This is a genomic window from Streptomyces sp. P9(2023) (genome assembly GCF_032436795.1).
Classification (GTDB): domain Bacteria; phylum Actinomycetota; class Actinomycetes; order Streptomycetales; family Streptomycetaceae; genus Streptomyces.
Window position 1 is genome coordinate 11858 of sequence record NZ_JAUPWM010000045.1, and the last position, 13750, is coordinate 25607.

General features: G+C 71.8%; 14 protein-coding genes. 12 read left to right on the forward strand and 2 right to left on the reverse strand.

Going from position 1 to position 13750, the window contains the following annotated elements; translation table 11 throughout:
• Positions 1-93: 93 nt before the first annotated feature.
• The 3 genes from Q5762_RS32880 to Q5762_RS32890 all read left to right on the forward strand — a co-directional run bounded on the left by Q5762_RS32880 (position 94) and on the right by Q5762_RS32890 (position 3026).
• Positions 94-1455, forward strand: coding sequence for an aspartate aminotransferase family protein (locus Q5762_RS32880; protein WP_315895947.1), 1362 nt, complete (start codon positions 94-96; stop codon positions 1453-1455).
• Positions 1456-1548: 93 nt separating this feature from the next.
• Positions 1549-2244, forward strand: a complete 696-nt coding sequence (locus Q5762_RS32885; protein WP_315895948.1) for a GntR family transcriptional regulator — start codon at positions 1549-1551, stop codon at positions 2242-2244.
• A gap of 131 nt (positions 2245-2375) precedes the next feature.
• Positions 2376-3026 (forward strand): hypothetical protein, encoded by a 651-nt coding sequence (locus tag Q5762_RS32890; protein ID WP_315895949.1) that lies wholly within the window; start codon positions 2376-2378, stop codon positions 3024-3026.
• Between the two features lie 77 nt (positions 3027-3103).
• On the opposite strand, the gene Q5762_RS32895 is transcribed toward Q5762_RS32890, so the two are convergent.
• Positions 3104-3880, reverse strand: coding sequence for an SLATT domain-containing protein (locus Q5762_RS32895; protein WP_399495323.1), 777 nt, complete (start codon positions 3878-3880; stop codon positions 3104-3106).
• 302 nt (positions 3881-4182) lie between these two features.
• On the opposite strand from Q5762_RS32895, the gene Q5762_RS32900 reads away from it, so the two are divergent.
• The 9 genes from Q5762_RS32900 (at position 4183) to Q5762_RS32940 (ending at position 12887) form a co-directional block, all read left to right on the forward strand.
• Positions 4183-4539, forward strand: a complete 357-nt coding sequence (locus Q5762_RS32900) for a YbaB/EbfC family nucleoid-associated protein (protein WP_315895990.1) — start codon at positions 4183-4185, stop codon at positions 4537-4539.
• Positions 4540-4646: 107 nt separating this feature from the next.
• The gene (recR, locus tag Q5762_RS32905) at positions 4647-5246 is read left to right on the forward strand and encodes a recombination mediator RecR (protein WP_315895951.1); all 600 of its coding nucleotides are present in this window, start codon (positions 4647-4649) and stop codon (positions 5244-5246) included.
• Between the two features lie 44 nt (positions 5247-5290).
• Positions 5291-5950, forward strand: coding sequence for a DUF5063 domain-containing protein (locus Q5762_RS32910; protein WP_315895952.1), 660 nt, complete (start codon positions 5291-5293; stop codon positions 5948-5950).
• 10 nt (positions 5951-5960) lie between these two features.
• Complete coding sequence (locus tag Q5762_RS32915; RefSeq protein WP_315895953.1) at positions 5961-6668, forward strand: hypothetical protein; 708 nt, start codon at positions 5961-5963, stop codon at positions 6666-6668.
• On the forward strand, positions 6593-8038 hold the full coding sequence (locus tag Q5762_RS32920; RefSeq protein WP_315895954.1) for a tetratricopeptide repeat protein: 1446 nt from the start codon (positions 6593-6595) through the stop codon (positions 8036-8038). Before Q5762_RS32915 ends, Q5762_RS32920 begins: the two co-directional genes overlap by 76 nt.
• Before the next feature lie 224 nt (positions 8039-8262).
• Positions 8263-9534 carry an aspartate kinase gene (locus Q5762_RS32925; protein ID WP_315895955.1) on the forward strand — a complete coding sequence of 424 codons (1272 nt, stop codon included), beginning with the start codon at positions 8263-8265 and terminating at the stop codon, positions 9532-9534.
• Positions 9531-10610: an aspartate-semialdehyde dehydrogenase gene (locus Q5762_RS32930; protein ID WP_315895956.1), complete on the forward strand. Its 1080-nt coding sequence runs from the start codon at positions 9531-9533 to the stop codon at positions 10608-10610. Before Q5762_RS32925 ends, Q5762_RS32930 begins: the two co-directional genes overlap by 4 nt.
• A gap of 280 nt (positions 10611-10890) precedes the next feature.
• Positions 10891-11628: a SigE family RNA polymerase sigma factor gene (locus Q5762_RS32935; RefSeq protein ID WP_315895957.1), complete on the forward strand. Its 738-nt coding sequence runs from the start codon at positions 10891-10893 to the stop codon at positions 11626-11628.
• Positions 11625-12887: a hypothetical protein gene (locus Q5762_RS32940; protein ID WP_315895958.1), complete on the forward strand. Its 1263-nt coding sequence runs from the start codon at positions 11625-11627 to the stop codon at positions 12885-12887. Before Q5762_RS32935 ends, Q5762_RS32940 begins: the two co-directional genes overlap by 4 nt.
• Positions 12888-12995: 108 nt before the next feature.
• Here the strand turns inward: Q5762_RS32940 and Q5762_RS32945 are convergent, their stop codons facing one another.
• Positions 12996-13736: an SURF1 family protein gene (locus Q5762_RS32945; protein ID WP_315895959.1), complete on the reverse strand. Its 741-nt coding sequence runs from the start codon at positions 13734-13736 to the stop codon at positions 12996-12998.
• Positions 13737-13750 lie beyond the last annotated feature (14 nt).

Below are 13750 nucleotides of genomic sequence, written 5' to 3' on the forward strand. Positions count from 1 at the left end.
CCCTCGTTGTGGGGCAACCTGTCGCGTCGTCCCCGGTCTCGGTGGACAAGATGGTCATGGCCGCTCCGACCTGCGCGTACCTACCCTGGACGCATGACCCCTCATGTCGTACCCGATCCCGCCGCCGGCGCGGCCGTGAAGGCCGCAGACCGTGCGCACGTGTTCCACTCCTGGTCCGCCCAGGGCCTGATCGACCCGCTCGCCGTCGCCGGCGCCGAGGGCTCGTACTTCTGGGACTACGACGGCAACCGCTACCTCGACTTCACCAGCGGCCTCGTCTACACCAACATCGGCTACCAGCACCCCCGCGTCGTCGCCGCCATCCAGGAGCAGGCCGCGAAGCTCACCACCTTCGCGCCCGCCTTCGCCATCGACGTCCGCTCCGAGGCCGCACGCCTCATCGCCGAGCGCACCCCCGGCGACCTGGACAAGATCTTCTTCACCAACGGCGGCGCCGAGGCCGTCGAGAACGCCGTACGGATGGCCCGGCTGCACACCGGCCGCCACAAGGTGCTCTCCGCCTTCCGCTCGTACCACGGCGCCACCTCCACCGCGATCAACCTGACCGGCGACCCGCGCCGCTGGGCCTCCGACACCGGCTCCGCGGGCGTCGTGCGCTTCTGGGCGCCGTTCCTGTACCGCTCGGCCTTCTACGCCGAGAACGAGGCGCAGGAGTGCGAGCGCGCCCTCACGCACCTCGAAGACACCATCGCCTTCGAGGGCCCCGGCACCATCGCCGCGATCATCCTGGAGACCGTCCCCGGCACCGCCGGCATCATGACCCCGCCGCCCGGCTACCTCGCCGGCGTCCGCGCGATCTGCGACAAGTACGGCATCGTCTTCGTCCTCGACGAGGTCATGGCGGGCTTCGGCCGCACCGGCAAGTGGTTCGCCGCCGAGCACTTCGACGTCGTGCCCGACCTGCTGACCTTCGCCAAGGGCGTGAACTCCGGTTACGTGCCCCTCGGCGGCGTCGCGATCAGCGAGAAGATCGCCGCGACCTTCGACAAGCGCCCCTTCCCCGGCGGGCTGACCTACTCCGGTCACCCGCTCGCCTGCGCCGCCGCCGTCGCGACCATCCAGGTCATGGCGGACGAGAAGGTCGTCGAGCACGCCGCCCACATCGGCGAGACCGTCCTCGGCCCCGGCCTGCGCGACCTCGCCGAGCGCCACCCGTCCGTCGGCGAGGTCCGCGGCATGGGCACGTTCTGGGCGCTCGACCTGGTCAAGGACAAGGAGACCCGCGAGCCGCTCGTCCCGTACAACGCGACCGGCGAGGCCAACGCCCCCATGGCGGCCTTCGGCGCGGCGGCCAAGAAGCACGGCCTGTGGCCGTTCATCAACATGAACCGCACCCACGCCGTCCCCGCCTGCAACGTCTCCGAGGCGGAGGCCAAGGAGGGCCTCGCCGCCCTCGACGCGGCGCTGACCGTGGCCGACGAGCACACCGCGTGACGGATGCCGGGTAAGACCGGGTAAGAATCGTCACGGAGCCGAACCCTCCGTCTGGTCTAGGGTGTCCCAGAGCCGGACGGAGGGGGCCGACCAATGCCCGCGAGCGGAGCTGTCACCCGCAACACCCTGCGGCGGCAGATCGCGGACGCGCTCCGTGACGAAGTGCTCGCTGGGCGTCTGGTCCCCGGCGAGGAATTCACCGTCAAGCAGATCGCCGAGCAGTACGGCGTCTCCGCGACCCCGGTCCGCGAAGCCCTCGTCGACCTCTCCGCGCAGGGCCTCCTCGACTCCGACCAGCACCGCGGTTTCCGCGTGCACCAGTTCACGGTCGCCGACTACCGCGGCATGGTCGAGGCCCGCAGGCTCGTCGTGGACGGCATCTTCCGCCGCCACGACCCCGTCGCCCAGCCGCCGGGCCCCGACGTCTCCCGCGGCGTCGCGCTGGTCTCCGTACGGCGCCGGGGCGAGGCGGCGGCCCGCGCGGCCCGCGCCGGGGACCTGGAGATCCTCATCGGGTACGACATCCGCTACTGGCGCGAGCTGGCCCGGCTGGTCTCCGACAACGACTACATCGCCGACTTCCTGCACCGGCTGCGCGTCCAGGCCTGGGTGTTCTCCGTGCCGCACCTGCGCGCCGACCGGGACGTCCTCGGCTGGCTCTGGAGCGAACACGTGGAGCTGGTCGATGCCCTGACCCTCGGCGACGCGGACGCGGCGGCCGGGGTCATGCAGGCGTACAACCGGCAGTGCCTGGCGTGGGCGGACCGCCTGGAGGCCCGGACCTCCTGACGGGACCGACCGGAACCTCCGGTGTGGGTGTGTCGGGCGGGGCCCGGAGGGGCAGGTCCCCACCGGGTGTGCGGCGCGGACCGCGCCGACTACCCTGGCCGTCCCTGCAACTGACGGAGAGCGAGCGTCCCTTGGCCTGTGACCTGTGGCTGGTCCCTCTGGTCGACGTGCTGTGCCACAGCCCCGACAATCCCTTCGCCGAAGAGATCGCCGCCTACGACAGCGCCCTGACCGCGTCCGGTCTGCCCACCGTCCCCGTGTACGCCTACATGCCGGGGCTCTCCGGTGACGTCGCGCCCGTCGCCGGGTTCGACTACGACGCCCTGCACTTCCTGCGCCGCGCCTACCTGCTGCACCTGTGCGGCCTGCCCGTCGAGCCGGTCGACGAGCTCGGCGGGGACTACGAACAGCTCCTGGAGATGTTCGAGTCGACGGCGCAGCAGTCCCACCTCGTCTGGCACTACGACCACGCCGGGGCGTACGTCCCCGTGGACTTCCCGGCCCCCCTCTCCACCGACGAACTCCTGGAGGGCGGCGGCCCGCTGGGCTCCTCGCACGGGCTGCTGCGGGAACTGGAGTTCGTCGCGCCCGCGATCGGGATCGACCCGGCCAACCCGCCCGCCGCGCCCCTGCCGCCGGAGCGGCCGACCTCCCTGGAGGAGCCGGCCCGGCCGATCGCGTACGACGACAGTCCGTTCGCGCGCGAGCGTCATGTGTGGCTGGGGCTGCACGCGGCGGCGACCCGGAGCCTGAGCCAGGGCTCGATGATCATCCTGAGCTGACGCCGCCGGACGATCGAACGGACGGAAGGGCGCCCCGGGGTACGGGAGCGCCCTTCTGCGTATTCGTGTACGTACGGTCAGCGCGGCTCGGGCGGGCGCTGCCTCGGCATGTTGGGGCGGGTGCCCGGCGGGAGCGGGAAGCGGGCCGAGGAGTGGCCGCCCTCGGGACGGGACGGGCCCGCGCCCACGGACTGCAGGGCCAGTGGCATCGGGCCGGAACGGAACTCGACCATCCAGTCCGCCGTCTCCGCCCGTACGAGCTCGGTCACGTCCTCGGAGAACCGGCGCAGCACCGCCAGGCACCGCTCCGCCGCCTCGCTCGCGGTCCCCTCGGTGGGCCCGAGGACCTCCCGTACGCTCTCCGACGCCCAGTCGAACTGGAGGGCCTGGAGTCGGCGCTGCACGGCCTGGGCGGTCGCGACGTCCCTTATCCAGCCCGACGTGAGGCCGAAGTACCGGTCGCAGGCGATGCAGGCCGCGCCGAGCAGCAGCGACAGGTACCCCCAGCCCGCCGCGCCGTCCGGGGCGACGTCGGTCAGGTCGAGCAGCGGCAGCGCGGCGCCCGCGATGACGCCCAGAGCCGTACCTATGCGCAGGGCCCGGGCGCAGCGGCGCTTCCAGACCCGGTCGGAGAGGTACCACTCCGCGGTGCGCAGCGCATTGGACTCGACCCAGCGGTACAGCTCGTCCAGACGCTCCGCGGGCTCGCCCCAGTCGCCGAGCGGGAACGGCGTCCCGGTCAGATCGCGGCGCGCGGCGGACCGCCCGGGCCGGCCCGGTTCTCCCGGCTGCCCGGGCTGCCCCGGTTGCCCGGGCTGTCCCGGCTGCCCGGGCGGCGGCTGCGGCGGCGGCATCTCCGGCTGCTGGCTCACCGGGGCACTCCTCTGTTCAGCTCAGCGCTGGTATCGCTCTGTGACGTGCGGTGCACGTGGTGCCTGCCCTTCCTACCGCCGAATGGTGGGCTGTGGGCCCGGAATCCCGGGATTTCCGCCCGCAAGAGGGTCTTGATCAGGTAGAGGAGCCCGCAGTTTCTCACTCGAAAGAGTTGTGGCGGCAGGGCGGGCATGGACCACGTAGGCTCGGCGGTACCGAACGTCAGTCGTCACATCAGTCGTCCGGATGTCATCCGTATACCGTCGAAATGCCAGGAGTGACCGTGATTCCCGGTGGTGGCCAGCCCAATATGCAGCAGCTCCTCCAGCAGGCCCAGAAGATGCAGCAGGACCTCGCGCGCGCCCAGGAGGAGCTCGCCGCGACCGAGGTCGAGGGCCAGGCGGGCGGCGGCCTGGTGACGGCGACGGTCACCGGCTCGGGCGAGCTGCGGGGCCTGGTCATCGACCCCAAGGCGGTCGACCCGGAGGCTGCGTCTTCCTTGCAGGAGCTTGGCGAGACCCTGGCCGACCTGGTCGTGGCCGCGGTGAAGGCCGCCAACGACAACGCCCAGCAGCTCCAGCAGGACAAGCTGGGACCGCTGGCGCAGGGCCTGGGCGGAATGCCGGGCCTGGGCTTCTGAGCCGCTTACGGGGCTTGCTCCACCGAGCCGCTTCCGGGGCTTGGGCTACTGCGGCGCCCCGGCAGCCACTACCGTAAGAAACAAGCACTTCTGAGAAGGGCGTTCCGTTGTACGAAGGCGTGGTTCAGGACCTCATCGACGAACTGGGCAGGCTGCCCGGCGTCGGTCCCAAGAGCGCCCAGCGGATCGCCTTCCACATCCTCCAGGCCGAGCCGACCGACGTACGCCGTCTCGCGCACGCGCTCCTGGAGGTCAAGGAGAAGGTCAGGTTCTGCGCGGTCTGCGGCAACGTGGCACAGCAGGAGCAGTGCAACATCTGCCGCGACCCGCGCCGGGACCTGTCGGTCATCTGCGTGGTCGAGGAGCCGAAGGACGTCGTGGCGATCGAGCGGACGCGTGAGTTCCGCGGCCGCTACCACGTGCTCGGCGGCGCGATCAGCCCGATCGAGGGCGTCGGCCCGGACGACCTGCGCATCCGGGAGCTGCTCGCGCGGCTCGCGGACGGGACGGTCACCGAGCTGATCCTGGCGACCGACCCGAATCTCGAGGGCGAGGCCACCGCGACGTACCTGGCGCGGATGATCAAGCCCATGGGTATGAAGGTCACGCGGCTCGCGAGCGGCCTGCCGGTCGGCGGCGATCTGGAGTACGCCGACGAGGTCACCCTGGGGCGTGCCTTCGAGGGGCGGCGACTGCTAGATGTATGACGACAGGGTTCGCGCGCCCGCGCCCCACGGAGGAGGCACCCGCGATGTCTGACGCCACACTGCACGCGATCACGCAGGACCCGGACGACTTCGCCGTCCAGATCGCCGACTCGATCGAATCCTTCATCGTGGCGACCACGGAAGTCGCCAAGGGCGACGAGCCCGACAGTGCGGTGCCCTTCCTGCTCCTGGAGATCTCACAGCTGCTGCTCGCGGGCGGCCGTCTCGGCGCGCACGAGGACATCCTCCCGGACGAGCGGTACGAGCCCGACACGGGCCCGGAGCCGGACATGGACGACCTGCGCGAGCGCTTCGCGGTGATGCTGGAGCCGGTGGACGTCTTCTCCGAGGTCTTCGACCCGTACGAGCCGCGCAAGGCGCCCGTACCGGCCCGGATCTCCGACAACCTCGCCGACATCGTCGCCGACCTCCGGCACGGCCTGGCCCACTACCGGGCGGGGCGTACGAGCGAGGCGCTGTGGTGGTGGCAGTTCTCGTACTTCTCCAACTGGGGCCCGACGGCCTCGGCGACGTTGCGGGCGTTGCAGTCCCTCGTCGCCCACGTCCGCCTCGACCAGCCCCTGGCGGCCCTCGACGGCCTGGACACGGACGAGGACCTGACGGAGGACGCCCTGGCGGAGGAGGCGGGCCGGGTGATGGCGGAGGAGATCGCGGGTCCGCTGGGGTTGGGCCTGAAGAAGTAGCCGTAGGTCGATGACGGAGGCGTCCGGCGAACGGTCGGTGGCGGCCGGCGGGGGGATCGGCCGCGTCAACACGGGCGATCACGTCACGCAGGTCGAGCGCGCGACGCTGCTGCCGGCGGAGGCGCTGACGGTCGCCCCGGAGGGGCTGGTCCATCTCCCGGAGCGCACGAAGTTATTCGTGGGCAGGGCCCGCGAACTGACCTTGCTGGACGAAGGCGAGGGGATCCAGGTCATCTGCGGCCTGGGAGGCATAGGCAAGTCGACGCTGGCGGCACGGTGGGCGGCGGACCGGGTGGCCGACCACACGGTGGTCTGGTGGATCACGGCCGAGACCCCGGCCGAACTCGACGCGGGCCTGGCGGAGTTGGCGCGGGCGATGCAGCCGGCGGTGGTGGGCGTACTGCCCGAGGACGCGCTGCGTGAACGGGCGTTGCAGTGGCTGGCGACCCACGAGGGCTGGCTCCTGGTCCTGGACAACGTCTCGACCCCGTCGGACCTCCGCCCCCTGCTGGCCCGTGCGGGCGACGGCGGCCGGATCCTGGTGACGTCGCGGAGGGCGAGCGGCTGGCAGGACTACTGCCCCAAGAGGCCCTGCGCGAGCGGGCGTTGCAGTGGCTGGCCACGCACGACGGGTGGCTGCTCGTGCTCGACAACGTCACCGAGGCCGCCGACGTCGAGGCCCTCCTCTCGCGGGTCGCCCGGCGCGGCAGGATCCTGATCACGACCCGGCAGGCGGGCGGCTGGCACGGACTCGCCGAGGTGCTGGCCCTGACCGTGCCCGACGTGGACGACTCGTACGAGATGTTCACCCGTGCCGTCACCGGCCTCGCGGCCCGGGACACCGCCCCCGTGCGGACCCTCTGCGCGACCCTCGGGCACCTGCCCCTCGCCGTCGCCCAGGCCGCCGCCTACTGCGCCGAGACCCGTACGACACCGGGCGAGTACCTCGACCAGCTGACGCAGTACCCGGCGGAGCACGCCGTCGCCTGGACCTGGCGCCTCACCCTCGACCGGCTCGTCGCCGCCGATGCGCTCACCGGGACCATCCTGCGCGTCCTCGCCTGGTGGGGGCCCGACCGGATCCCCCGGCAGCTGCTCGACCGGCTCGGCCCCCCGCTCTTCGTGCGGCTTGCCGTCGGGCGGCTCGCCACGCACAGCATGGTGACGCTGCACGAGGACCGGGCCGTCTCCGTACACCGGCTCGTGCAGGCCGTCGCGCGCACGCCCGACGCGAACGATCCGCACCGGCGCGCCGAGGACATCGACGCGGCCCGCGCCCTGGCGGAGGAGGCGCTGACGGCGGTCGTGCCCCAGCGTGGCAGGGGTGCGGCGGAGTGGCGGGCGTGGCGCGAGCTGTTTCCGCACGTCGAGACGTACGTCGATCAGGTCGACCCGGCGGCCGACACGGTGCGTACGGCTGAGCTGGTGGACCGGGCGGCCTGGTTCCTGAAGGAGCACAGCGACTCGCAGCGGGCGGTGCACTGGTTCGACCGGGCCGTCGCGAGCCGGGAGCGGTTGCTGGGCGAGGACCACCCGCAGACCGTGTGCAGCCGCGAGGGCATCGCCGAGTGCTGGGCCCTCGCAGGGGAGCTGTGGGCGTCGGCCGACCTCCAGGAGCGGGTCGTCGCCGATCTGGAACGGGTGCTCGGCGAGGACCGGGCCGAGACGCATCTGGCCCGTGGCCGGCTCGCGGTCACCTTGCGGCACATGGGCGATGACGACGGCGCGGTCACCCTGCTCCGCACGGCGCTCGCCGGGCTGGAGCGGCTGCGGGGCCCCGCCCATCCCGACACCCTGCGGGTCCGGAACAACCTGGGCGTCGCCTACCAGGACGCGGGGCGCCTGGAGCAGGCCATCGCCCTGCACGAGGGGACGCTCGCCGAGCGCGTACGGCTGCTCGGTCCGGACCACCCGGAGACGCTCACCTCCCGGCTCAACCTCGTCCAGCTCTACGAGGCGGTGGGGGAGGTCGAGCGGGCGGTGGCCGACTTCGACGCGGTGGTCGCCGACGCCGTACGGGCGCTGGGGGACGAGCACCCCTTCACGTTGCACCTGCTGCACGTACGGCCCCCGGGGAGCTCCTGGTGACACCCGCCGACACGCTGTGAGCCCGCGCACACCTTCGCCCTCACCCGCGTACCCCCGCCCCTCCCGGGCATGCGGTCCTCCACGGGCGGCCCGGGTTCCGCGGCCGTGATCACGTCCTGAGCGGGACATCTCAGGATGCGATATACGGTCGGCGATTCCGGGCCGCTCGTTAGACTGAGCCGACCGCAGTAATGACTGCGGCAGAGACTGACCGAGGAGCGCACGTGGGCCTTGTCGTGCAGAAGTACGGAGGCTCCTCCGTTGCCGATGCCGAAGGCATCAAGCGCGTCGCCAAGCGAATCGTGGAAGCCAAGAAGAACGGCCACCAGGTGGTCGTCGTGGTCTCCGCGATGGGCGACACGACGGACGAGTTGATCGATCTCGCCGAGCAGGTATCCCCGATTCCGGGCGGGCGTGAGTTCGACATGCTGCTGACCGCCGGGGAGCGGATCTCCATGGCCCTGCTGGCCATGGCGATCAAAAACCTGGGCCACGAGGCCCAGTCGTTCACGGGCAGCCAGGCCGGTGTCATCACCGACTCGGTCCACAACAAAGCGCGCATCATCGATGTCACGCCGGGCCGCATCCGTACCGCCCTGGACGAGGGCAACATCGCCATCGTCGCGGGCTTCCAGGGTGTGTCCCAGGACAAGAAGGACATCACCACGCTCGGCCGTGGCGGCTCGGACACGACCGCCGTCGCGCTGGCCGCCGCGCTCGACGCCGAGGTCTGTGAGATCTACACCGACGTCGACGGTGTCTTCACGGCCGACCCGCGCGTGGTGAAGAAGGCGAAGAAGATCGACTGGATCTCCTTCGAGGACATGCTGGAGCTCGCCGCCTCCGGCTCCAAGGTGCTGCTGCACCGCTGCGTCGAGTACGCACGCCGTTACAACATCCCGATCCACGTGCGCTCCTCCTTCTCGGGGCTGCAGGGCACCTGGGTCAGCAACGAGCCGCAAGGGGACCGCAAGGTGGAGCAGGCCATCATCTCGGGCGTCGCCCACGACACCTCCGAGGCGAAGATCACCGTCGTCGGCGTGCCGGACAAGCCGGGCGAGGCCGCGGCCATCTTCCGGGCCATCGCGGACGCCGAGGTCAACATCGACATGATCGTGCAGAACGTGTCCGCGGCCTCCACGGGTCTGACGGACATCTCCTTCACCCTCCCCAAGGCGGAGGGCCGCAAGGCCATCGACGCCCTGGAGAAGGCGAAGGGCGCGATCGGCTTCGACTCGCTGCGCTACGACGACCAGATCGGCAAGATTTCGCTGGTCGGCGCCGGTATGAAGACGAATCCGGGCGTCACCGCGGACTTCTTCCGCGCACTGTCGGACGCGGGCGTGAACATCGAGCTGATCTCTACCTCCGAGATCCGCATCTCGGTCGTCACCCGCGCCGACGACGTCAACGAGGCGGTGCGCGCCGTGCACACCGCCTTCGGTCTGGACAGCGACTCCGACGAGGCCGTCGTCTATGGAGGCACCGGCCGATGACCCGTAAACCGACGCTCGCGGTCGTCGGCGCGACCGGAGCCGTCGGTGCGGTCATGCTCCAGATGCTCACGCAGCACGCGGACGTCTGGGGCGAGATCCGACTCGTCGCCTCGCCGCGCTCGGCCGGCCGGAAGCTGGCCGTGCGCGGCGAGGAGACCGAGGTCCTCGCGCTGAGCGAGGAGGCACTGGAGGGCGTCGACCTCGCCCTCTTCCTGGTGCCCGAGGACATCGCGGCGCGCTGGGCGCCGATCGCCGCCGCCAAGGGCGCGGTGGTGGTGGACACCTCGGCGGCCTTCCGGGCGGACCCGGACGTGCCGCTGGTGGTCCCCGAGATCAATCCGCACGCCGTACGGGTACGGCCCCGGGGCATCGTCGCGAGCCCCGGCTGCTCCACGCTCGCGCTGATCGTCGCGGTGGGCGCGCTGCACGCCGAGTTCGGGCTCGCCGAGCTGGTGGTGACCGCCCAGCAGGCCGCGAGCGGGGGCGGGCAGGCCGGTGTCGCCGCGCTGCGCGCGCAGCTCTCGCTGGTGGCCGGGACCGAACTCGGCACGCACCCCGGTGACGTGCGGCGGGCCGTCGGCGACCAGACCGGGCCCTTCCCCGGGCCGGTCGCGCTCAACGTGCTGCCCTGGTCGGGGGAGCTGACGGCGGACGGCTGGTCCTCCGAGGAGCTGGCGCTGCGCGCGGAGACCCGCAAGATCCTCGGCCTTCCCGGGCTGCCCGTCGCCGCGACCTGCGTCCGTGTCCCGGTGGTGACCGCGCACTCGGTCTCCGTACACGCACGGTTCGAGCGGCCGGTGAGCGTCGGGCGGGCGCACGAGATCCTGGCGACCTCGCCGGGCGTGGTGCTCTTCGACGATCCGGCCTCCGGCGACTTCCCCACGCCCGCCGACGTCGTGGGCACGGACCCGGTCTGGGTGGGACGGGTGCGGCGGTCGATGGACGACGAGCGGGCGCTCGAGTTCTTCGTCTGCGGCGACAACCTCCGTAAGGGCGCGGCGCTGAACGCCGTACAGATCGCGGAGTCGATCATTCGTCCCGAGCGCCCGGAGCGTCCGGAAATCGGCGACGACTGATCGTTCGAGTTTGTAGGATCTGTGAAAGGCCTGTGAGCAAGTCGGCGCCACATGCCCCTTGAACTGGGGTGACGCCATGTTCGACGATGCTCTTCACCCCTTGCTGCAACCGGTAGTTGGGTGAGAGGCGTCTCTTCGCGCGCCCATGTGGTGTGTCGACGAACGGGCTGTGAAAACGGGGCATTGGGGAAGAACGGGTACGCATGAGGGTAATTGGTGCACCGTCAAGAACGGTGGCGTACTCGTACAACCCTGACGGGGGGAAGCGTGTCCAACAGACGTGGCAGAGGTACTCGACATCGCGGCGGTCGTCCCGCTCCGCGGCGCATTCAAGGCTCCCGCACTCAAGGCTCCGGCACGCAGCGGCTACGCCGCGGGCGGCGGCGTCCCTGTGGTGCGCCCGCTCCGGCGTCCGCGTCCGGCCGGCGGCATGCCGGTGATCGCCCCCATGCCCGCAGGGACCCGGGCGGCCGGTGTGACCGGCATACCCTCGCCCCGCGAGAGCACTGAAGGCGTCGTGTCCGCGGGCACCTCCGTCGATCACCTGACCGAGACCTACCGAGCGCACTACCGCTCGCTCCTCGGCCTCGCCGCGCTGCTCCTCGACGACACGGCCTCCTGCGAGGACGTGGTCCAGGAGGCGTTCATCCGCGTCCACTCCGCGCGCAAACGCGTCCGGGACCCGGAGAAGACCCTCGCCTATCTGCGCCAGACGGTCGTCAACCTCTCGCGCTCCGCGCTGCGCCGCCGCATCCTCGGGCTCAAGCTGCTCTCCAAGCCGATGCCGGACATGGCGAGCGCGGAGGAGGGCGCGTACGACCAGCTGGAACGGGACGCCCTCATCAAGGCGATGCGCGGACTCCAGCGGCGGCAGCGCGAGGTGCTCGTCCTGCGATACTTCGCGGACATGACGGAGGCCCAGGTGGCCGAGACTCTCGGGATATCCCTGGGGTCGGTGAAGGCGTACGGCTCGCGTGGCATCGCGGCGCTGCGCGTCGCGATGGAGGCGACGGCATGAGCTCCGACGGCATGACCCCGGGCGGTATGGACAGCTCCAGCGGTATGGACAGTTCCGGCGGTATGGACAGTTCCGGCGGTACGGATGTTCCGCGCGGTGCGGACGGTTCCGGCGATGCGAGCAGCGGCGGTACGAGTGGACTGCCCGACGGTGAACGCGACGACATGGGACACGCGACTGTGAACGACCGGCCGGACAACGAGCGGGCCGACGGCCACGAGGACCCCTTCGACGGCGACGAACTGGCCCTGCGACGGCTGCTCCAGGGCGCCGTGGGCGACCTCCAGCCCACCGACGGCGCCCTCGACCACCTGCGCCGTGCCGTACCCGCGCGGCGCACCCGCAAGCGCCAGGCGGTCGTCGGTTTCGCCGCGGCCGCCGTACTGCTCGGCACGGCCGTCCCCGCCTTCGTGCACGTCGCCAACTCCGGCGGCATCACCGCCGACCAGGCCGTCAACGCAGGCCACGGCGAACAGGCCCAGGGCGGTACCGGCTCCGAGGCCGGTGTCGAGGACGGCGGGCCGAGCGCCGGCACACCGAGCGGCACCGCGGCTCCGAGCCAGGGCGCCGGGGCGGGCAAGGGCGAGGACAAGGACGCCACGGACGGGAACACCGGCGAAGGCTCCACGTCACCGGCGGGCTCCTTGCCGACCTGCGAGGCCGGGCAGCTGGCCATCGGCTCGTCGCAGTCGGGCGGACCCGACGCCCAGGGGAATGTCTACGGCACCTTCCGCATCTCCAACGTCTCCGGCAAGGAGTGCGTGGTGAGCGGCGACGGCAGCATCGGCTTCCAGGCGCTCGGAGCGGCGGACCCGGCCAAGATCACGGTCGTGGCGCACACCGCGGGGGACGCGGCGAGCGGACTGCCCGACCCCTCGCAGGAGGCGGCCACGCTGGTCCTCGGGCCGGACAACGCGTACGAGGTGAAGTTCGCCTGGGTCCCCGCGGAGACCTGCCCGACCACGGGCGTGACCCCGGACCCCGGCCCGGACCCGGACCCGGAACCCACCCCGAGCGTGGACCCCAGCCCGACCCCTTCGAAGGAAGGCGAGGGCGCCTCGGAGGGGGGCTCGGGCTCGACCGGTACGGGTGACTCGGCCGAAGGCACGGCCCCGCAGCTCGGTACGGAGGGGACGCCCGCCGACGGCAGCATCGCGGTCAGCCACACCGCCGAGCCCGGCGGCCCGCAGGCGGCCACGACGATCACCAACGCCTGCGCGGGCACCATCTACCGCACGGGAGTCCTGGACGCGTCCTAGCGCCCGGGTGCGGGGGCGGGGGCCTGGGAGCCGGGGGCGCCCGAGGTACCCGCCGGGGCCGGAGCGGGCCAGGCCCGATGAACCCAGGGCCGTGCCCCCCGGCCTCGGCTACAGCCCCAAGGCCTCGTCGCGGTGGGCCTCCGCCTCGCGGCGCAGGAGGCGGAACCACATGAAGACGACGAAGCCCGCGAAGACGAACCACTCCGCCGTGTAGCCGAGGTTCTGGAACGCCTTGATGTCCAGCGACGTGCCCGCCGCGGCCGCCGCCGGGACGGGGGTCAGCCCGGTGGGCGAGTCCGTGAGCGTGACCCACGCGTCGTAGACCTCGTCGGGGACCAGGTTGACCAGGGACCCCGCGCTGATCATGGAGAGCTGGCCCTCCGGGAGGCCGCCCGCCGCGCGGACCCCCTTCGTCCCCGTGGTCTCGGAGGCCTGGAGGGCGCCCACCACGGTGACCTCCCCCGCCGGCGGGGCCGGCGCCTTCGCGCCGGCCGGCAGCCAGCCCCGTACCACCGGCAGGGACTTGCCGCCGCCCGTCTCCAGCATCGTCAGGACGTACGCGCCCGCGCGCCCGTCCAGCTCACGGTCCGGTACCAGGAACTGCTCCGCGTACCGGCCGTTCACCTGCGCGTGCCGGCCCGAGGTCTCCTTGTCCACCGGCAGCAGCGCGTCCAGCGGCTCGGTCCGGAGCGTGCCCGGGTCGGGGGCCCGCTCCGCCTCCCGGTAGGAGGCGACGCGGTCGTCGAACTTGCCCATCTGCCATGTCCCCATGAACAGGCAGAACGGGATCGCCAGCAGGACGAAGACGTTGATCCCCCACCAGCGGGGCGTTTTCAGGAACCGGTACACCCCTCCACGGTACG

Bases quoted from the DNA above. Each gene is read 5' to 3' on its own strand.
- Q5762_RS32880 (WP_315895947.1), top strand. From the start codon at position 94: ATGACCCCTCATGTCGTACCCGATCCCGCCGCCGGCGCGGCCGTGAAG.
- Q5762_RS32885 (WP_315895948.1), top strand. From the start codon at position 1,549: ATGCCCGCGAGCGGAGCTGTCACCCGCAACACCCTGCGGCGGCAGATC.
- Q5762_RS32895 (WP_399495323.1), bottom strand. From the start codon at position 3,880: ATGCCGCCGCCGCAGCCGCCGCCCGGGCAGCCGGGACAGCCCGGGCAA.
- Q5762_RS32910 (WP_315895952.1), top strand. From the start codon at position 5,291: ATGTCTGACGCCACACTGCACGCGATCACGCAGGACCCGGACGACTTC.
- Q5762_RS32915 (WP_315895953.1), top strand. From the start codon at position 5,961: ATGACGGAGGCGTCCGGCGAACGGTCGGTGGCGGCCGGCGGGGGGATC.
- Q5762_RS32930 (WP_315895956.1), top strand. From the start codon at position 9,531: ATGACCCGTAAACCGACGCTCGCGGTCGTCGGCGCGACCGGAGCCGTC.
- Q5762_RS32940 (WP_315895958.1), top strand. From the start codon at position 11,625: ATGAGCTCCGACGGCATGACCCCGGGCGGTATGGACAGCTCCAGCGGT.